Genomic DNA, 21,017 nt, shown 5'->3' with positions numbered 1-21,017 from the left:
AGAGTTTAGTCTGTAAAATTTAGAAGCTGTTTGAGCTTATTAACCTTAAAGGTATGTTGAATTTCGAATTTAAGAATCCGGTAAAAATAATATTTGGTAAGGGCCAGATCGTAAAGATCAGCCAGGAGATTCCGGAAAATGCAAAAGTTTTGTTGTTATATGGAGGTGGAAGTATCAAGTCGAATGGTATCTATGACCAGGTGATGTCAGCGCTTAAAGGCTTTGATGTCACTGAGTTTGGTGGTATTCCGGCAAACCCTGAATATGCTGTGTTAATGCAGGCATTGCAAATTATCAAAGAGAAGCAGATTACCTATTTGCTTGCCGTTGGTGGTGGTTCAGTGATTGATGGCACTAAATTCCTTTCGGCAGCGGCCCTGTATCAGGGAGATGAGCCCTGGGATATCTTAAAAAATAAAATCAGAACAGACAAAGGAATGCCTTTTGGAACAGTGTTGACTTTGCCGGCTACAGGTTCGGAAATGAACTCTGGTGCTGTGATTACAAGGGCAGATACACAGGAGAAATTTGGAATGGGCGGGCCTGGTTTATTTCCTGAATTCTCTGTACTGGATCCTTTGGTGGTCAAGTCTGTTCCTCAGCGGCAGCTGGCCAATGGAATTACGGATGCATTTACGCACGTACTGGAGCAGTATATGACTTATCCTGCGCAAGCATTTTTGCAGGACAGGTTTGCGGAAGGAATTATGCAGACGTTGATAGAAATTGCACCCAGGATTCAGCAAGATCCATCAGACTATGAAGCTGCAGCTAACTTTATGTGGTGCTGCACGATGGCTTTGAATGGGCTGATTCAAAAGGGTGTACCTACAGACTGGTCTGTTCATGCCATTGGACATGAGCTGACGGCATTGTTTGGTATTGACCATGCGCGTACGCTCGCAATTATTGTACCCAGACATTACCGGTATAATTTTGAGCAGAAGAAGGAAAAACTTGCACAGTACGCTGAGCGTATCTGGGGTATTGAGGAAGGTACGGTCGATGAAAAGGCGGAGCTGGCTATCATCAGAACGGAATCTTTTTTCCATTCTTTAGGTATAGATACCTTACTTTCTCAGTATACTGATAATTATGAGGGAACTGCGCAGAAGATTGCAGCACGGTTTACCGAAAGGGGATGGTTAGGTTTGGGAGAGCATAAAAGCATTAAGCCTGACGATGTAAGACAAATTGTGGAGTTGAGTTACTAATACTTACCTGTGCTATACCAAACAGGAATGCAATTGTAATTCTGTTTGGTGTAACATTTTTTTTACTGAATATTTTAAAAGGGTATGGAAATTGTATAGGTTAGCAGGTACAAGTTATACAAGTAATAAATAAGACATTGGAAAATACTTTTGGAAGGAATATAATTCCACAGAATGAAGAGGCTCGTTTAGAGAACTTAAAAAAGTATAAAATTCTATATACCAAATCAGAACCAATTTTTGACCAGTTGGCAGCAGTTACGGCAACGATGTTAAAAGTTCCATTGGCGATGATCAACTTTGTTGATAAAGACCATGTGTGGACAAAGGCTGATCAGCAGGGGGATTCTGGTAATGAGGTAGAAAGAGGGACAAGTCTTTGTTCGCTGGCAATTCTGAGAGATGAAATGACAGTTTTCGAAGACGCTCTGGTAGAGCCATGCCTGATGTCAAATCCTTTAGTGGTAGGTGAATTCGGCCTTAGATTTTATGCTGCGGTACCGATCACCACGCCAGAAGGTTTTAATATTGGTGCGGTATGTATTGTAGACAAAAAGATCAGAACATTCACTCCTGAAGACAGAAAAAAACTAGAGTGGGTTGCTCAGCTCATCCAGGTTGAAATAGAAAAAAGAGTTTAACTCGTTTACTATTATTTAGTGCAGATGAATTTTTTAGTATACGAGTTCTGTCCTATTTTTACAACCATAAAATAAATACCGCTCACATAGCGTGTCAGATCTATCTGACTATAATATACACCTGAAAAATCATTTTTCTTCTCGCTGTAGAGCTTTTGTCCTGATATATTGAACACGTCGATGCTGACATCTTTTTTGTCTGTTATATTGAAATTGATATTAACTTCATTTCTTGCGGGAACAGGATAAACCACCATATTTAATTCACCTTCGTTCACCTTATTTGAACCAAAGACAGTATCACCATTTATCCCGGTCAGCAGGATAGAATAAGCTTGTGCCCCACGTTTAAGTGTGCCTTTATGGGATATATTAAAGCGGTATGTTTTACCTGCCACAGGTTCATCAATGCGAATTTGTTCTACGTTATCCCTGGTATTATCTCCTTTTGTTGCCGGAGCTGCTGGTTTAGCAGGATCGAGTATCCACGGTAAAAACGTGACAGATTCCTGAACTGCACGCAAATCCAGGTCATTGGCTAACCTCGGAGCTGGGTTATTAAGGGCATCAAGCGTACTGACTGGGGTTACCTCCGGATCAGTCCAGCAAATTGTACCATTTAAAGGGATTCCGCCTTTAGCGACTACATCAATAAATTGTTGTTCTCCCTGGGTAAGCAGGTTTTCAGCAATTCTGCTTTTAACATGGTTATCTAATATTGCCTGTGCGGCAGCTTCCATATTGAGCAGGCCCCATCCATAACTGTAGTCCGGGCCCGGACTACTGCCTGCTTCAGCTGCGGTACCAATTGCGACAGCCTTTAAGGTGGCAGAGCGCATATAGGCAGCGTTATTCTGGTGGCTGTAAAGTTCCTGTAAAAGGACAAGTGATCCACTGACATTTGGGGTGGACATAGAGGTACCTGACAAGGTCGTATATCTGTCATCTCCTGCATTGCTGGTTGAAGTTACCCTAATGCCATCCGCTACTAAATCTGGCTTGATCCGGCCGTCATCTGTTGGTCCCCAGCTGCTGAATGCAGCTGCCTGAATACGATCCGGGGTGTAGGGGCCAGTACCTAATGGGTTGATTGCACCTACTGTCAGAATGTTTTTTGCAGTCCCGTAAGTAGCGATATTATCATATTTATCATTGCTGCTCAGACCTGCTGGTCTTTTACCAGCATCGGCCATCACTTTATCTGCGTTGAATCTGTAATAATTTGCTCCTTCCGGCGGTCCGTTAGATGACCTGTTGTTCCCTACAGATTTGACTGGAAGATAATAAGGTGCGTTGTAACAGATTTTATCCCAGTCTGAGGATTGAGAGTCGTAGTAGCCAAATTTATAGTCTTCTGTGGCTCCTGGAGCAGCATAGAATTCCCAGCGTTCGGGATTGATATCTGTATTTAAAGACCAGCCTGCAACAACTCCATAAGAGTGATTGGAAATAAGTAATCCAACAGCATTTTCGGACATTTCAGGAGTATCATTATCGAAGTCAAAAGAGTAGAGTTTCGGGAGGCCGAATGCCATTCCTTTAGCGATTGGATTTACCCCTGCTGCTATCATTGTTCCTGCAACGTGCGTGGAGTGTTCTGAGGTACTCTGGGTTTTATCGCGGATTTCAATTCTTCCGCCGGCAAATTCAACATGAGTGGTTAAAACACCGTCTCCATCCCATATAGCTATTTTTCCTGCCGGAATAGTGCTTCCGCTGAGTGCCAGGCCTAAGCCTCCGCCATCATATAATTTATTGGTCCGTGTGGTTGCTGCGGCAATCGCATTGCTATTGGTCGTATAATAAACCGGCAGGCCAGCATCGTCGAGGCGTTGCAGCCTTATTACCGATCCATCACGATCTCTTCTGGTCACAGTCCATCCTTTACTGGCAGCGATAGCAAATGCACTGATCCTCTGTTTATTGGCGTTATTTGCAAGGGCGACACTATTGGTTTTCAGGAATCTGGCATTAGTAACACCAGGCATGATCACTTGTTGTGCGTGCACGGGCGAAAGTGTAAGACTTGCGCAGAATATTATGGATAATAGTCCACACTTTCGTAAATTGAGAGAATTAATCATAATGCACGGTAAATTGCTTGAATTGCGTTACGGGGTGTTTCAAATTTAACTTTAATACCTATACAGATGAAATTTTATTTAGCTATTTTTTGTTCGGCAATACTCCTGGTAAATTTTTCCTGCGCTTCGAGAACTTCGGGACAGTCTGGTGTTATTCAGGAAGGTATAAAAGGAAAGGTATCAGTAAAGGAGGGTAACTTTATGCCGGGGCCTGATCAGAAGCCCGGAGGTAAAACCGGGAAGGTTACGCAGCGTACTGTTTATATTTATGCGGTGACTACAGCGGCACAAGCAGAGGGGGAGGGGCCATTATATAAGGCAATTCACCAAACTTTAGTGGCGAAGGTGAAAACTGATGAAAAGGGTTTCTTTCAGTGTAAGCTGGCTCCGGGAGTGTATTCTGTGTTTACTGGTGAGGATGGGGGAATGTTTTTCGCCAGTTTGTCTAATGGCAAGGGGGAGTTAAATCCTGTAGAGGTTTTCGCAAAGCAGGTTACGGTTTGTGATATAGTAGTGAATCATAAGGCAGTTTATTAAGTAAATGGGCGTAAGCATTAAAGAAATAGAGGCAGCTGATACCTGGGATTTACGGCACAGGGTGATGTGGCCTGAGAAATCTGTTGACTATGTGAAATTAGACGAAGACAAAGATGGAGTTCATTTTGGCCTTTTTAAAGATGAGCAATTAGTCTCAGTGGTCTCACTTTTTATGACTGGCAAGGAAGCGCAATTCAGGAAATTTGCAACAGATTCCATAGCTCAGGGAAATGGTTATGGGACAAAACTGTTACAACATGCGCTGTTGGTAGCTCAGCAAAATAATGTGGAAACAATCTGGTGTAACTCCCGTTTTGATAAGGCCTCATTTTATAAAAGATTTGGTCTGGCTGAAACTAATCAGAAATTCAATAAAGACGGGATTGATTATGTGGTGATGCAAAAAACTTTAAATTCCTGAACATCACCGTGACTTGTAATATGAACACATCTGCCAGCAAATGAACGTCAGTTGGAGAGTCTGAAAAAAAGTATATCTTAATGTGAGGACATTCATTTCTAATGTCGTCCGAAAATAGGATATACTTTTTTTTACAGCTTGAAAAACCCTTAGAGAATCCCTTCTTTTTTCAGAATATAATTATAAATCCCCTCAATCGGCTTCTGCATAATCCTTCCTAACTTCAACCCGTTCAGCTCGCAGACCTGTTTCAGTGTATCCTGATAGTAATGAGCAATCGACCCTACAAAGTGACAATCCAGCGTTTTATAATCCTTGAAATTCTTAATATTCACATCAATGAACTCCTGAAAACCATCAATCAATAGCTGATTGATAAAAGGATGTTCCCTGTTCGGGTACATAAACCTGCTGAAACCAGCTAAATAAGTATTAGGAAAAGGTTTTTGATAAACATTGGTGATAATAGTTTCTTTATCTGTATTAAACTCCTCCGCAAAAAGCGTACGCAAATCCTCTGGCATCTGCTCATACAAATAAGAAGTAACAATCTTTTTTCCGAAAGTAGTGCCGGAACCCTCATCGCCAAGGATATAACCTAAACCATAATTGCTATCGTAAGTAGAGACACCATCAAAATAAGAAACATTAGAACCTGTACCCAGGATGCAGATCAGTCCTTTCTGATCTCCGCATGTGGCATAAGCGCAACCAATTAAATCATTTTCTACACTGATAAAAGCCTTTGGGAAATATAAGGATAAACCATTAGAAATGACCTCATGCTTGTCAGGAGTAGAACAACCCGACCCATAAAAATAAATTTCCCGGACATCAGCAGCAAACTCCTCTGTTACCTTTAATTTGGTGAATATCTTGAAGATATCCTGTGCATTTAAAAAATAGGGATTGATGCCCTGTGTGCTAAAACTGATGGTCTTACCATCTTTATACCCCAGCCAGTCTGTCTTTGAAGAACCGCTATCTGCTACTAATATCATAAACGAAAGTAATCAAGTTATTGAACATTTAAAGTACCGCTAATCTCTTTTAAATTAATTTCTGTTAGTTTAGCCTGATATTGAGCGTCCAGAAAGCGGATAATTGCATTGATAGAATTCCTTTGGGCTTCCCGTAATTCAAGCGGACTGATACTCCCCAAACGATACTTTTCAAAAGTAATATCCAGATTTTGTTTCGCCAAATCTACATTTCCGGTTTCCACCTTTAACAAATCAAGATTAGTTATATAATTCTGGTAAGTGGCATTCAGCAAAGCACTTACATCCTGCTTTGTCTTATCCAGACTTAATTCCGTAGAATTTAGCTGTACTTTAGCATTACGTTCATTTTGCCTCTGTAAAAAGCCATTGAAAATATTAAGACTTGCTGTTAAACCATAGGTAAGTCCATTGGCTCTGAATTTCTGGTTAAACCCTGTTGGGCTGGTACTCCTTGAAAACTCATAACCACTATTGACAGCTACCGTAGGGTATCGTTGCCCTTTTACCTGTTTCAAACTCAGTGCAGCAATTTTTTTGTTGATTAAAGCATTCTGTAGCGTTGGATTCAGGCGCTCCATTGACAACTCCAGATCAGCCAGTTTCAGGTCATTCTGAATATTTAACTGCTCATTCACTGCAAATACAATATTCAGATCCCGTGCCATTAATTGATTCAATGTAATTCTGGAAGTATTCAGGATGTTTTTCTGTTGCAGATACAATGTCGTGTCTGTATTGTAATCTACTTTTGCACTGAGTACATCCAGCCTGGAACCACGTCCGATTTTTAACTTGCTGTCTGCGATGGTTACTCTTAAACGGGATATTTTTAGTGCGCTGTCCGTTGCCAGTACCAGCTGCTGTTGTCTGACCAATGCATAGTAAGCAGCTACTACATCAGAAACAGTATTCAATATAGTGAGCTTACCATTCACTTCACCCTGTTTTTGTAACTCCTTTAACCTATCGTAATTTGCGAACATCTGGAACCCGTCAAAAACTGTCCAGTCCAGCGCAACACCATAACTTAGATTTGTACTGCGTACACCGCTGGATTTTCTCTCCGGGCCGGTTGCCGGAGTTTGAACTGTATTTTGTCTGCTGCCTCCATTACTGAAGGTTCCGGCAAGTCCGGGAAGCATGCCAGCGTTTCCGGCATTCAGGTTGTTTTTGGCGATCTGTATTTCATTATTGACCAATCTGATATCATAATTGTTCTTTAATGCCGTGCTGATCGCGTTCTCCAGGCTGAGTGTGTCCTGAGCGACAGCTGCTTTTGTGCAGCAGACGATCAGGAAAGCTAAGATATATATGAGCTGCTTATTCATTTGTCTATACTAATTATTTAAGCCGAAGTATTTTTTTCTTCAGCCAATGCTGCTTTTAAGGACTCTTGTAAATCAGTATTCGTTTTATGCTCCTTTGACCAGTAAGAATAAATAGAAGGAATTACAAATAAAGTAAGAACCAATGAGAAAGTTGTACCGCCTACAATTACAACTCCCATACCCATACGGCTTTTTGCTGCCGCACCCAATGCCATAGCAATAGGTAGAGCACCGATAGATATGGCCAGACTCGTCATTAAAATTGGCCTTAAACGGGAAACAGAAGCCTCTCTGATCGCTTCATGTACACTTTTACCATTCTCTTTCAGCTGATTCGCAAATTCTACGATCAAAATCCCATTTTTTGTCACCAGACCAATCAGCATGATAGTTCCAATCTGACTGAAGATATTCCAGCTCTGGCCAAATAACCATAGCGAAAGGAATGCTCCCGCTACTGCCATAGGCACAGTCATAATGATGATAACCGGATCTTTGAAACTCTCAAATTGTGCAGATAAAATCAGGTAAACTAACAATAAGGCAAGTCCGAAAGCAAACATTGTGTTTGAAGAACTCTCCTGGAAATCGCGGGATTCACCGCTCAGATCGGTAGAGAAAGTCTCATCTAAAACCTTATCCCTGATTCTGTCCATGGCCGCAATACCATCTCCAATACTCTTTCCCGGAGCCAGGCCAGCAGAAACTGTCGCTGCTGTGAAACGGTTATTCCGGTATAATTGTGGCGGGCTGCTTTCTTCTTTTGCACTAACCAGGTTGTCAACCTGTATCAGCTCCCCTTTATCATTTCTTACATATACAGAACTTAAATCCAATGGATCTTTCCGGTTGCCACGGTCAAACTGGCCGATCACCTGGTACTGCTTTCCATTCATAAAGAAATAAGAAAAGCGCTGACCACTTAAGCCCAGTTGTAAAGTTTGTGCAATCGCGGACACAGATACCCCAAGGTTTCGTGCCTTATCCCGGTCTATAGTAAGATTGATTTCCGGTTTATTGAATTTCAGGTTAACATCAGAAACAGTGAAAGTAGGATCTTTACCTACCTCATCCATAAACTGAGGTACCTTTTCGCGAAGCTTATCAAAATTCTGCGCCTGTATAATATAACTGACTGGTAAACCGCCACGGCGACCTACAGAGATGGTCGGTTGCTGGGTAACCAATACTTTTCCTTCTGTATATTTCCTGGTGATCCGGGTCAGCTGTGCTGCAATCTCTTCCTGAGAACGGCCACGCAGTCCAGGATCCACCAGGCCCATTCTGACAAAACCACTGTTTACGGCACCACTTCCGCCGAAACTCGGGGAGGTAATTGTGATATTTACGTTCTTTTCCGGAATAGAGTCCTCGACCATTTTGGCGATTTTCATAATGAACTGATCCGTATAATCGTAAGATGCTCCTTCAGGTGTAGTAATGCTCATATTGATTGCACTTCTGTCATCATAAGGAGCTGTTTCTTTCGGTAAGATCTTCCAGAATAATACGATAAGGCCTGCACAGGCTACGATGATTGGAATAGCCAGCCATCTTTTATCCAGGAATTTGTTCAGGTTTTTCGCGTAGTTATCATTCAGCATCACAAAATAGGGCTCAGACCATTCATAAAACCTCGATTTCTTATGCCCTGTTTTTTTCATCAGGTAAGCATTCAACATCGGGGTTAAGGTCAGTGATACAAAAGCAGAGATCAATACCGCTGCGCCGATCACGATTCCAAATTCCCGGAAAAGCCGGCCTACAAAGCCCTGTAAAAATACAACGGGCAGGAATACTGCTGCCAGTGTGATGGAGATAGATATAACCGCAAAGAAAATTTCATTAGACCCTTTAATCGCTGCTTCAAAAGGAGAATATCCTTCTTCCACCTTCTTAAAGATGTTTTCTGTAACCACAATCCCATCATCGACTACCAGTCCGGTAGCCAGTACAATGGCAAGTAAACTCAGTACATTAATGGAAAAACCAAAAATGTACATGATAAAGAAAGTGAATACCAGTGATACAGGAATGTCAATCAACGGGCGGATTGCAATTGCCCAGTCCCTGAAAAATAAGTAGATAATCAGGATAACGAGTACGAGCGAAAGGATAATGGTTTCTGCTACCTCTGTTACTGAATTTTTGATAAACCTGGTGTTATCCAGTGAAACATTCAGTTTAATATCTTTGGGGATATCATTTTTTAACCGTGCAAAACGTTTCTCAAATTCTGTTGAAATGTCCAGATAATTTGCTCCTGGTTGTGGTATTAAAGCTACTGCAACCATCGGTTTACCAGATTCTCTTAAAATAGTCTCCTCATTTTCAGGACCAAGCTCGGCAAAGCCAACATCCTTTAACTGGATCACATTATTGCTGTCAGTTTTAATAATCAGGTCATTGAACTCTTTCTCATTTGTTAATTTACCGAGTGTTTTAACTGTTAATTCCGTACTTGCACCAGTAATTTTACCAGATGGAAGTTCAACGTTTTCATTGTCAAGCGCAGTGACAATATCCTGAGAAGTCAAGCCATAAGCAGCCAGTTTATTAGGGTCAATACGAATTCTCATCGCATATTTTTTCTGTCCCTGAATCTGTACGCCACTTACTCCTGGAATCGTCTGTATCCGTTCGGCGATTACGTTCTCTGCATAATCACTTAGCTCCAGCTGATTTCTTTTATCACTCTGGATAGTCATGGTAATAATCGCATCCGAATTGGCATCGGCCTTGCTCACTACAGGATTTCCATCAATATCTTTTGGTAAATTACGGGCAGCCTGTGATACTTTATCGCGTACATCATTGGCGGCTTCTTCAATATTTTTACCCAGGTTGAACTCTATGGTGATGGTACTGCTTCCCTGATTGCTGGAAGAAGACATATTTCTGATCCCGTCAATTCCGTTAATAGATTTCTCCAGGGGTTCAGTAATTTGCGATTCGATAATGTCTGAATTTGCACCTGGATAGGAAGTCCTTACGGAAACTACGGTCGGGTCAATATTAGGGAACTCCCTTACACCCAGAAAATTGTATCCGATAACCCCGAACAGCAGGATCATCAGGTTCATTACAATTGCCAGAACGGGTCTTTTTATACTCGTGGTGGATATACTCATTTCGGTAGGGTTAGTTATTTTACAACTGATACTTTGACAAGGGCATCATCTTTCAATGAAAGAGCACCTGTTGTTAAAACTGTGTCACCGATTTTTAGTCCGGAGTTAATTACTATATTTTCGGCGGTACGTGTACCTGATTGTACTTCAACTTGTTTCGCTTTACCGTTTTTGCTGATAAATACAGTCTTACCTTTTAGTACAGGAATAATTGCCTGGTTAGGGATTAATATAGCGTTGTCAACTTTATCCAGTGTCAGGGATACTTTCGCAAAAGAGCCGGGACGTAATTCATTGTTGTCATTTGCGGCCAGTGCTTTCACTTGCAGCGTCCTGGTTTGTGCATTGATACCAGGTTCCAATGCGAAAACTTTTCCTTCAAAAATCTGTGCAGTGCCATCTGTACGAAAAGTAATGGTAGAATTTACTTTGATCTGTGCCATATATTTTTCTGGTACAGAGAAGTTTATTTTTACCGGATTTGTACTCATTAAATTGGCAATGATTTTAGTTGGTGTGATATACTCACCTGCAGAGATAGAACGAAGACCGATTTTTCCACTGAAAGGTGCCAGGATCGAAGTTTTTGCCAGCTGTGCTCTGACGAGTTGTGCCTGGGCTTTTAAAGATTTCAGGTCAGCTAATGCTGTATCATATTCTTCCTGGCTGATGGCTCCTTTTTGCAGCAATTGTTTTGCCCTGTTTTCATTGGCAGATGATAAATTTTGTTTAGTCAGTGCCTCCTGCAATTGTGCCTGAATATCGCGGTCATTAATTTTTACCAGCAGCGCACCTTTGGTTACATTACTTCCTTCTTTAAAAAAGATACCTGTAACTAATCCTGAAACTTCACTTTGCAGCGTAACAGATTCATTGGCTTCAATAGTTCCGGTAATGTCCAGTTTATTGGCGAAGGAAGTGGCCTGAACCACTATGCCGTTAACGGTCATTTGTTGTGGTTTTCCACCTTTGGAAGAGCCGGAGTTTTTTGCACCAGCACCCATTCCCGAGTTTTCAAGTTTTTTGTTGACAGCTATCCTGTGATAAATAAGGTAAACGATCCCAACGAAAATAAGGGCGTAAATGACGTATTTCAGTTTCATAATTGGTTGTTGGAGCGACTAATTATACAAAAATATTTAAATATGCGCGCTGGCGGTACTTGTATTAAGTATGTTACAGCTAATTTCCGATTTAAACCGATAACAAATGCTATATATTCTAAATTTGCGTCAAAAGAATTATTATATGCTGTTGAAACGAATAGGAATAGGATTGCTGACCTTAATTGCGCCAGCTCTGGTAGCTAAAGCACAAATTAAAGTTAATTATGAGATTAGTTTTAAAGAACCACAAGCTCATTATGTCAATGTAAATATGCTGGTTGGTGGTTTATCCAAAGAATATATTGATGTTAAAATGCCTGTCTGGGCACCTGGATCTTATCTGATCAGAGAGTTTTCGAAAAATGTAGAAGGTTTTACCGCTACTTCTGGTAAAAAAGTACTCAGGACGGAGAAGTTAAAGAAAAATACCTGGAGAGTTTATACAGATAAGGCAAATGCTGTTGCGATCAATTATAGTGTTTACGCTTTTGAAGTATCTGTTCGTACTCCATTTATAGACGCAACACATGCGTTTTTATCACCAACAGCGATTTTTATGTATCCTGATAACCAGCTTGCTTTATCGAGTACAGTTAAAATTATTCCTTTTGAGGGATGGAGTAAGGTTTCTACAGGTTTAGAGCCTGTAAAAGGTCAGAAATTTACTTATATGGCTAAGAACTATGACATTTTATTTGATAGCCCTATAGAAGTTGGTAACCAGGAAGTTTTTGAATTTACTGCGGCAGGTGTGAAACATGAAGTGGCGATGTACGGTGGTGGAAACTATAATGCAGAGCGTTTGAAGGTTGACATGGCGAAGGTTGTAGAACAGGCAACGGCTATTTACGGAGAGAATCCAAATCAGCACTATACGTTTATTGTGCATAATTTTCAAAGAGGAGGGGGTGGTTTAGAACACTTAAATTCTACGGTATTAGGCGCTTCCAGAAATGGTTATGGTACAGAGAAAGGGTATAAAGGCTTTTTAGGTCTTGTTGCACATGAATATCATCATTTGTGGAATGTAAAAAGATTACGTCCGGTTGCTTTAGGGCCATTTGATTATGAGAACGAAAACTATACTACAAATTTGTGGATTGCTGAAGGATTTACAGCTTACTATGAAAACAAACTGATGCTGCGTGCCGGATTAACTACTCCTGAGGAATTTATCGGGGCACTGACCAGTTCTATGTCTGATGTAATTAATACACCGGGTGGTTATGAGCAATCGGCTGCGATGTCAAGTTTTGATGCCTGGATAAAGTATTACCGCCCAAATGAAAATTCAAATAACAGTGGTATTTCTTATTACAGTAAAGGGGAAATTGTCGGTATGCTGATGGATCTTGAAATTGCACATGCGAGCAAGGGAAAGTCTAGTCTGGATGATGTGATGAAGGCAATGTATGAACAGTGTAAGGTTAAAGGCAGCGGTTATACAGATGCTGAATTCAAAGCTATGGTGGAAAAGATTAGTGGGGTCAGCTTTACAGATTTCTGGGCTAAATATGTGAATGGTACGGATTCGGTAGATTATAAAAAGTATTTAGGTTATGCAGGAATCAGCGTGAAAGATACTGGTGAGAAGGGTGCTTATCTGGGGGTTGCATCCAGACCAACAGAAGGCCATGTGTTAATTACCGCTGTTTCACGTAATTCGGCTGCATGGGTGGATGGGTTGAATGTTGGTGATGAAGTGATCAGTATTGATGATGTGACTGCTGCACCATCGATCTCGGGTATGGATGTATTTCGTACTAAGAAGGTTGGCGATGTAATTCGTGTAAGAATTATCAGAGATGGGATTGATCAGGAGATTAAGGTAACTTTGAAAGCAAGCCCGAATGTGGATTTGGTTTCTTCAATGGATCCGGCAGGAACACAACTGGAGAAAGCAGTGTTTAAAAGATGGACGGGGATTTAGCAGAAACTTGATCTTTATATAAACAAATAAGGCATATGGATTATTTCCATATGCCTTATTTGTTTTATGCGCTTGACTTTTTTCTTAGAAAGTGAAACGTAATGAAAGTCCAACACCAGAAGCATCAAAATCAGTATCAGGAGCTAATTGAATAGCTGGTTTCCAGTCTAACGAAAGGTTGATAGGGGCATCAGCAAATTTATAATCCAAACCTAAAACACCGTCAACAGAAAGGTATAAATCGCTTGAATTGTATGGCTTGTATTTTACAGAACCCAAACTAGCACCACCACCATAGTACCAGTTAAGACCACGCGCACCGCTGATTGGCTGGTAAACTTCATATAATGCTGTTGCACGGAAATAATTGTAATTGTTGTTAGATCTGAAATTGGCAATAATGTCTAACATTTTGTTTTCACCAAGAGAGGTTTTAAAAGTTACCCCATTGGAAGCCCCAAAACGACCACCAATAGCGTTTTTGTAACTCTGAGCTTTAGAAGATGATTGGATCGCAAATAACGCGATTACAGTTAGGCAAAGTATAGTAAATACTTTTTTCATATGATTAGTTAAAGTTTAAATGTAAAAATGAGGTCAGCAATTATTATGCCGGATATGTCATCTGAATGAAATTTAATTCTGAAAAGAGAACTTAAATAAACTGAAGCACTACCAGAATTTGTAAGTGAAATCAGTATAAGATAACTCTATCAACTTCTGTTACTAGCTAGGTAGCGGTATTTATGAATCTACCATGAGTCCACGTTTTTCCGGAAATACGTGGACTCACTACCGACTTACTATAGAAACGAAGTGCTTTCATACAGTACCACACTAGGCCAGTGTGTTCTCAGTAACTGATTCAGAATAAATCGAAAGCACATATTTGCGCTAAAAGGAATAAAATGTTGTAATTCCTAATTATAGTTTTGCTGGTTTCAGTTTGATACTGTTGTGAAATCCGATGATTTTCGGCCTTTATGAGCACTGAACCAATAAAACATACCAAAATTAAAATTGGTTTTATTACAATAATTAATTTGTTAGATTTGGAAATAACCAAGTAATCAGGAACAAATTTTGTTCTTGAACCTTACGGGGTTCATCTATATAAAATATTTAAACTGATAAAATCAATATTATGCCTGTAACTGTAACAAGAGTATTTGATTTACTTAAATACAACTTAGAGAAATTCCCAAAAGATGAGTTTATTAGTGGAAAGAGTAATGGGGTATGGAAAAAATATAGCACTCAGCAGTTTTCTGATACAGCTGACAACCTGAGTAAAGGGTTGTTGCAACTCGGCATGGTCAAAGGGGACAGGATCGCTGTAATGTCTCATAACAGACCAGAATGGAATATTGCAGATTTTGCTGTAAATCAGTTTGGTGGTTATCATGTACCCTTATATCCTACACTGGCTGAACACGATATTAAATTTATTCTGGAAAATGCAGGTGTAAGCGTAGTCTTTGTAGAAGATGAGACCTTATTCAAAAAAGTCAAGCCAATTGGTGAAGCTGTGAATCCTGATCTTAGGATTTATACTTTTAATGAAGTTGCAGGTGCAAACCACTGGAGCACTTTGGTAGAAGCAGGAGCAAAGAGCCAGGAATTTGATCTGGAAACTTATCGTGCAGCAGTAACTCCGGATGATGTGCTGACCCTGATCTACACCTCTGGTACTACCGGAACTCCAAAAGGCGTGATGCTGACTCATCATAATCTGGTTCAGAATTTTATAAACTCTGCGGTGGTGGTTCCACGTGGTCTGGAAAACGCACTCAGCTTTTTGCCGCTGTCACATATTTTTGAGCGAATGATCATCTATCTGTATCTTTATATGGGGGTATCGGTTTATTATGCTGAGAGCATGGATACCATTGTTGCAGATATTCAATCTGTTAAACCGAATGCTTTTTCTACTGTTCCAAGGTTACTGGAAAAGGTATATGATAAAATCATGGAAAAAGGTAAGGCGCTTACAGGAGTTAAAAGAGGTATTTTCTTTTGGTCAGTCGCATTGGCTGAACAGTATGATATGAAGAGTGGTTGGTTTTACAACTTTAAACTCGGAATTGCCAGAAAGTTGGTATTTAAGAAATGGCAGGAGGCGCTGGGTGGAAATATTGTCGTGATTGTTTCTGGTGGTGCCGCATTAAATCCACGTCTGGCACGTATTTTCTGGGCAGCGGGAATGCCTGTTTTTGAAGGTTATGGATTGACAGAAACTTCACCGGTTATTACTGTTAATCATTTAGAGAATGCCATGTTTGGTACTGTCGGTCCTGTGATCGATGGGGTAGAAGTTAAGATCGCTGCTGATGGAGAAGTGCTGACCAGGGGGCATAATGTGATGAAAGGCTATTATAAGCGGGAAGATCTGACTGCAGAAGCGATTGATAAGGACGGCTGGTTTCATACCGAAGATATCGGAGAACTGGTCAACGGAAAATTCCTGAAAATTACTGATCGTAAAAAAGAAATCTTTAAAACTGCTGGTGGTAAGTATGTTGCGCCACAAATGCTGGAAAATAAGTATAAAGAATCAGTACTGATTGACCATATTATGGTATTGGGAGAAAATCGTAAGTTCCCGTCTGCGTTAATTGTACCAAATTTTGAAGCCTTAAAATCGTGGTGTACTAAAAAAGGGATTACATATACTACTGCTATTGAAATGGTTCAAAATGCTCAGGTTCTGGAGAAATATAATCAGGAAATTGTTAATGGATCTAAAGACTTTGGCAAATGGGAACAAGTGAAACGTTTTGTGTTACTCACTAAGCCCTGGAGTATTGAAGGAGGTGAATTTACTCCTAAGTTAAGTTTAAAAAGGAAAATTATTCTGGAGAAGAATAAAGATTTAATAGAGAAAATGTATAAGGATGCAGAAAGCTATAAATCTGAAAAATAGGTATAGAATGTGTTTTGATAGTAATAATTAATCTTCGTAACTGAAAATTATTTGTCAGATTTCTTTATAATCCATACCTTGGCGGCGTTATTTAAGTTTATGTTCATTTAAAATGGCAGATTTTGCTTCATTAAATATACAGTTTGTGAAGAAAAAACTGCCCTATAATGCTCAAATGCTTGTAAACTACTTTGGTATAGATATTGCTTAAGTATCAAAAAAAATACCAGAACTATTTTTTTTATTAAACTCATATTATGAAACAAAAATTATTCAAAAGCCTGCCAGTAGCTTTAGCTGCCCTCTTAATTGGTGGTGCTGCACAAGCGCAGGAACAACCAGTTAGTAATGCTGCTCAACAGTTCAGTACTTGGTCTATCGGTGTTAATGCTGGTATTTTAACTCCAACTTCTCCACTAGGTGGCCACAATGATTTCTCTAAGAACAGTTCTAGTTTAGGATATGGTCTTTATGTTAAGAAACAATTTACTCCATATTTCTCTTTGAAATTAGACGGAATCAGAGGTAAATTGAAAGGTGACAACTCTAAAGCATTCAATGATGGAAAAGGTGTTGCTATCGTAGGTGGAAACTCTAAATTTGAAACTGAATTAAATTATGCTGCTAGTTTAAGCGCAGAAGTTAACATGTTCAACATTGATTTATTCAGAAAACAAGATGCATTACAATTATTTGTAACAGGTGGTGCTGGTTTAGCTGGTTACAAACCAAAAGTTACTGCTGGTAATGTAACGACTGAATATCCAAAAGATGTTAAAGAATTAATCATCCCTGTAGGATTAGGTGCTAGATTTAAAGTTTCTGATAAAGTTAACTTTAACTTAGGATGGTCTGTTTACTTTGTTGATGGTGATAACTTAGACGGTACTTACCGTGGTGGTCGTCATAGCGATAAATTCAGCTATGCTAGTGCTGGTTTAGAATTCGCATTGGGTAAAGGAAAGCAATTAGCTTTCAGCAATCCAGTTGCTGCTTCTTACGACGAAGCTCTTCAGGCTAAAAACATTGCAAATTCTTTAAAAAGCGATTTAGATGCTCAAAAATCTGAAAACGCTAAATTAAGAACTGAAATGAATGACTTGTTAAAAGATACTGACGGTGACGGTGTTGCTGACAAATTGGATAAATGTCCTAACACTCCATCAGGAACTGTTGTTGATGGTGCTGGATGTCCATTAGTTGCTCCTGCTCCTGTTGTTACTGAAAAAGTAATCATCACTGAGGCTGATCGTAAAGTTGTTAAACAAGCAATTAAAGACTTAGAATTTGATTTGTCTAAAGCGACTATCAGAGCTAAATCATACCCTTCTTTAAACCGTGTTGCTAATTTATTAGTAACTAAAAACTTTAGCTTGAAATTAGCTGGTCACACTGATAACACAGGTTCAGCTGATTTGAACATGAGATTATCTAAAGACAGAGCTGAGTCAGTTAAAGCTTACTTAGTTTCTCAAGGTGCTAATGCATCTAGAATCGAAGCTACTGGTTACGGTAAAAACCAACCAATTGCAACTAACAAAACTGCTGCTGGTCGTCAGAAAAACAGAAGAGTAGAATTTACTTTATACTAGTCTGAAACTATATTTGAGAAGCCGCCAGGGTCAAACCTGGCGGCTTTTTTTGTGCTCTTTTTTTTATCGTTATGTAATTGTTTTTTTTCGAAGTCTTTATTGTTTTTAATTGAACTCAAGAGCAATCGTGGTTTAGTAGTTATGAAGCTATTATTATTCTGATATTCATTTCGTTATGGGGTCTGAAAAATCATGATGGTTTCTTGGATTCTAGTTTTATATTCTTTAGCTTTGTTATGCAAGCATAGTAATTAATGAAACAACAGGAAACAATAGATTATTTATTGAAAGTGGTTTGGCAGAATATGTCCAACACGTATAACCAGATCGCTTCTGAATTCGGAATCACTCAAGCTATTGGTTATGTGTTGATTAATATTGATAAAGACGGTACGGCAGTCTCGCAGCTTGCAGGATTGCTTGGCGTTAAGGCCACCAGCCTGTCCAGGATGTTAAACAATATGGAAGAATCCGGATTAATATACAGGGAAGCCTCCTCTGGAGATAAAAGATCCGTGAAAGTCTTTCTGACAGACTTTGGCCGGGAGAAGCGGCAATTAGCAAAAGGAGTTGTACGCTCTTTCAATGAATACCTGAATGATCATTTAACTGTATCAGAAAAGAATAATCTGGTACAAAGCTTACAGAAATTAAATAAACTCACTTTAGGATATACAGTAACTACAGGAAATGATGAACAAAAAGATAAATAAAGTAGCGGTATTAGGCTCCGGTATCATGGGCTCACGCATTGCTTGTCACTTTGCGAATATAGGTGTAGAAGTATTGTTGTTAGACATTGCGCCAAAAGAACTCAGCCCTGAGGAAACAGCCAAAGGATTGACGCTGGAAAATCCGGCAGTTCAGAACCGTATTGTCAATGCAGCTTTGCAAAATGCCATTAAAACCAATCCTTCCCCGGTTTATACCAAAAAAGTAGTCAACAAGATTACCACGGGTAACTTTGAGGCCGACATGTCCAGAATTGCTGGTGTAGACTGGATTATTGAGGTGGTAGTCGAAAATCTTGATATTAAGAAAAAAGTATTCGAACAAGTTGAGCAGTTCCGTAAGGCCGGAACGTTAATCACCTCCAATACTTCTGGTATCCCTATACATTTAATGACCGAAGGAAGAAGCGACGATTTCAAAGCTAATTTCTGCGGTACACACTTTTTTAATCCGCCGCGTTATCTGCGTTTACTGGAGATTATTCCTACTCCGGATACCAAACCTGAACTGGTAGATTTCTTAATGCACTATGGAGATAAGTTTTTAGGTAAAACAACTGTTTTATGTAAGGATACTCCTGCCTTCATTGCCAACAGAGTAGGCGTATATTCTATGATGGCTTTACTGCACCTGGTTGAGAAATTAGATTTGACAGTAGAGGAAGTTGATAAATTTACAGGACCTGCTTTAGGAAGACCAAAATCAGCTACTTTTCGTACTTCTGACGTAGTAGGTTTAGATACCATGATTAAAGTATCAAAAGGACTGTATGATAATTGTCCTGATGATAAGGCCCATGATTTATTTAAGCTTCCTGATTATGTAGTTAAAATGGAAGCTAATAAATGGTTAGGCGATAAAACCAAACAAGGTTTCTATAAAAAAACAAAAACCGCTGATGGTAAAACAGAAATTTTAGCGCTTGACTTAAAAACACTGGAATACCGTGTTCAGCAAAAAGTGAAATCTGCCACACTTGAACTGACCAAACCAATTGAAAATGTCAGGGACAGAATGAAAGTTTTTGCAGCAGGTAAGGATAAAGCAGCAGAAGTATTCAGACATTCTTTCTTTGGTTTGTTTGAATATGTATCTGACCGGATTCCTGAAATTGCGGATGAACTTTACAGGATTGACGATGCCTTACGTGCTGGATTCGGATGGGATTTAGGCCCGTTTGAAGTTTGGGATGCTGTAGGTATTAAAGAATCACTGGAAGGCATGAAAAAATATGGCCATGAAGCTGCTGCCTGGGTTCATGAAATGCTAGCCGCTGGTCATACTACTTTCTATAAAGTAGAGGATGGTGTTAAAAAATATTACGATATTCCTTCTAAGAGCTATAAAGCATTACCAGGGGCTGATTCATTCATCATCCTGGATAATATTCGTACTACTAAAACAATCTGGAAGAACTCAGGTGCTTCTATTCTTGATCTGGGTGACGGAATTCTGAATGTGGAATTCCATTCTAAAATGAATACCATCGGGGGAGATACCCTTCAGGCGATTAACAAAGCCATAGACCTGGCAGAAAAAGATTACAGAGGAGTAGTGATTGGTAATGATGGAGCTAATTTTTCGGCAGGTGCAAATGTTGGAATGATTTTCATGATGGCTGTAGAGCAGGAATGGGATGAGCTGAACATGGCAATCAGGGCATTTCAGAATACTTCGATGAGAATCAGATATTCTTCTATTCCGGTTGTTGTAGCTCCGCATAACCTGACTTTAGGTGGCGGATGTGAATTCAGTTTACATGCAGACCATGTACAGCTGAATGCAGAGACTTATATGGGGCTGGTTGAATTTGGTGTAGGCGTGATCCCTGGAGGAGGCGGTACAAAAGAATTCGCCCTGCGTGCTTCTGATGAATATAAAGATGATCAGATTGTTCAAAATGTACTGAAAGACCGTTTCCTGACCATAGGAATGGCCAAGGTTTCAACTTCTGCACTCGAAGCTTATGAACTGGGATACCTGCAAAAAGATAAATTCTCTGTTTCCATGAACCGTAGCAGATTAATTGCCGATGCCAAAGCGAAAGCAATTGAGCTGGCAGATGCTGGTTATACACAACCTGTAAGAAGAAAAGATATCAGGGTGTTGGGTAAACAAGGACTAGGAATTGTTTATGCAGGTGCAAATACAATGTATTCAGGTCACTATATTTCTGAACATGATAAAAAGATCTCCGAAAAACTGGGTTATGTAATGTGCGGAGGTGATTTATCGTCTCCTACAGAAGTAACTGAGCAGTATTTGCTGGATCTGGAAAGAGAAGCTTTCTTATCACTTTGCGGTGAGCGGAAAACGCTGGAGAGAATTCAGAGTATTGTGACTAAAGGGAAACCATTGCGTAATTAACCAGAGG

15 protein-coding genes are annotated in these 21,017 nt (G+C 39.8%); 9 read left to right on the top strand and 6 right to left on the bottom strand.

Features of this window, described 5'->3' with window-relative positions; genetic code table 11:
- Positions 1–53: 53 nt before the first annotated feature.
- Together AB3G38_RS14460 and AB3G38_RS14455 are read left to right on the top strand one after the other, a co-directional pair.
- A complete protein-coding gene (locus tag AB3G38_RS14460) occupies positions 54–1,214 on the top strand; it encodes an iron-containing alcohol dehydrogenase (protein ID WP_367864593.1) in 1,161 nt (386 codons plus the stop codon).
- Between the two features lie 137 nt (positions 1,215–1,351).
- The gene (locus AB3G38_RS14455) at positions 1,352–1,855 is read left to right on the top strand and encodes a GAF domain-containing protein (protein WP_367864592.1); all 504 of its coding nucleotides are present in this window, start codon (positions 1,352–1,354) and stop codon (positions 1,853–1,855) included.
- An 11-nt stretch (positions 1,856–1,866) separates the two neighbouring features.
- On the opposite strand, the gene AB3G38_RS14450 is transcribed toward AB3G38_RS14455, so the two are convergent.
- Positions 1,867–3,864, bottom strand: coding sequence for a S8 family serine peptidase (locus tag AB3G38_RS14450; RefSeq protein ID WP_367864591.1), 1,998 nt, complete (start codon positions 3,862–3,864; stop codon positions 1,867–1,869).
- 141 nt (positions 3,865–4,005) lie between these two features.
- Between AB3G38_RS14450 and AB3G38_RS14445 the strand changes: the two genes are divergently transcribed.
- Positions 4,006–4,476, top strand: coding sequence for a hypothetical protein (locus AB3G38_RS14445; protein ID WP_367864590.1), 471 nt, complete (start codon positions 4,006–4,008; stop codon positions 4,474–4,476).
- A 4-nt stretch (positions 4,477–4,480) separates the two neighbouring features.
- Positions 4,481–4,897: a GNAT family N-acetyltransferase gene (locus AB3G38_RS14440; RefSeq protein ID WP_367864589.1), complete on the top strand. Its 417-nt coding sequence runs from the start codon at positions 4,481–4,483 to the stop codon at positions 4,895–4,897.
- A 149-nt stretch (positions 4,898–5,046) separates the two neighbouring features.
- Here the strand turns inward: AB3G38_RS14440 and AB3G38_RS14435 are convergent, their stop codons facing one another.
- The 4 genes from AB3G38_RS14435 to AB3G38_RS14420 are packed head-to-tail and all read right to left on the bottom strand — an operon-like array spanning position 5,047 to position 11,463.
- Positions 5,047–5,898 (bottom strand): N-acetylglucosamine kinase, encoded by an 852-nt coding sequence (locus AB3G38_RS14435; RefSeq protein WP_367864588.1) that lies wholly within the window; start codon positions 5,896–5,898, stop codon positions 5,047–5,049.
- A gap of 17 nt (positions 5,899–5,915) precedes the next feature.
- Positions 5,916–7,229 carry a TolC family protein gene (locus AB3G38_RS14430; RefSeq protein WP_367864587.1) on the bottom strand — a complete coding sequence of 438 codons (1,314 nt, stop codon included), beginning with the start codon at positions 7,227–7,229 and terminating at the stop codon, positions 5,916–5,918.
- A 17-nt stretch (positions 7,230–7,246) separates the two neighbouring features.
- On the bottom strand, positions 7,247–10,360 hold the full coding sequence (locus AB3G38_RS14425) for an efflux RND transporter permease subunit (RefSeq protein WP_367864586.1): 3,114 nt from the start codon (positions 10,358–10,360) through the stop codon (positions 7,247–7,249).
- Between the two features lie 14 nt (positions 10,361–10,374).
- A complete protein-coding gene (locus tag AB3G38_RS14420) occupies positions 10,375–11,463 on the bottom strand; it encodes an efflux RND transporter periplasmic adaptor subunit (RefSeq protein ID WP_367864585.1) in 1,089 nt (362 codons plus the stop codon).
- A gap of 106 nt (positions 11,464–11,569) precedes the next feature.
- Between AB3G38_RS14420 and AB3G38_RS14415 the strand changes: the two genes are divergently transcribed.
- Positions 11,570–13,396 (top strand): M61 family metallopeptidase, encoded by a 1,827-nt coding sequence (locus tag AB3G38_RS14415; protein WP_367864584.1) that lies wholly within the window; start codon positions 11,570–11,572, stop codon positions 13,394–13,396.
- Between the two features lie 84 nt (positions 13,397–13,480).
- Here AB3G38_RS14415 and AB3G38_RS14410 read toward each other — a convergent pair whose 3' ends face one another.
- Positions 13,481–13,960 (bottom strand): hypothetical protein, encoded by a 480-nt coding sequence (locus AB3G38_RS14410; RefSeq protein WP_367864583.1) that lies wholly within the window; start codon positions 13,958–13,960, stop codon positions 13,481–13,483.
- 580 nt (positions 13,961–14,540) lie between these two features.
- Between AB3G38_RS14410 and AB3G38_RS14405 the strand changes: the two genes are divergently transcribed.
- From AB3G38_RS14405 to AB3G38_RS14390, 4 genes are all read left to right on the top strand, one after another.
- Positions 14,541–16,319: a long-chain fatty acid--CoA ligase gene (locus tag AB3G38_RS14405; RefSeq protein WP_367864582.1), complete on the top strand. Its 1,779-nt coding sequence runs from the start codon at positions 14,541–14,543 to the stop codon at positions 16,317–16,319.
- Positions 16,320–16,576: 257 nt separating this feature from the next.
- Complete coding sequence (locus tag AB3G38_RS14400) at positions 16,577–17,911, top strand: DUF6089 family protein (RefSeq protein WP_367864581.1); 1,335 nt, start codon at positions 16,577–16,579, stop codon at positions 17,909–17,911.
- Between the two features lie 254 nt (positions 17,912–18,165).
- A complete protein-coding gene (locus AB3G38_RS14395) occupies positions 18,166–18,624 on the top strand; it encodes a MarR family winged helix-turn-helix transcriptional regulator (protein WP_367864580.1) in 459 nt (152 codons plus the stop codon).
- Complete coding sequence (locus tag AB3G38_RS14390; RefSeq protein WP_367868768.1) at positions 18,605–21,010, top strand: 3-hydroxyacyl-CoA dehydrogenase NAD-binding domain-containing protein; 2,406 nt, start codon at positions 18,605–18,607, stop codon at positions 21,008–21,010. Before AB3G38_RS14395 ends, AB3G38_RS14390 begins: the two co-directional genes overlap by 20 nt.
- Positions 21,011–21,017: the final 7 nt, after the last annotated feature.

Source organism: Pedobacter sp. WC2423 (assembly GCF_040822065.1).
Lineage (GTDB): Bacteria > Bacteroidota > Bacteroidia > Sphingobacteriales > Sphingobacteriaceae > Pedobacter.
This window is presented reverse-complemented; position numbering and strand designations above follow the sequence as displayed.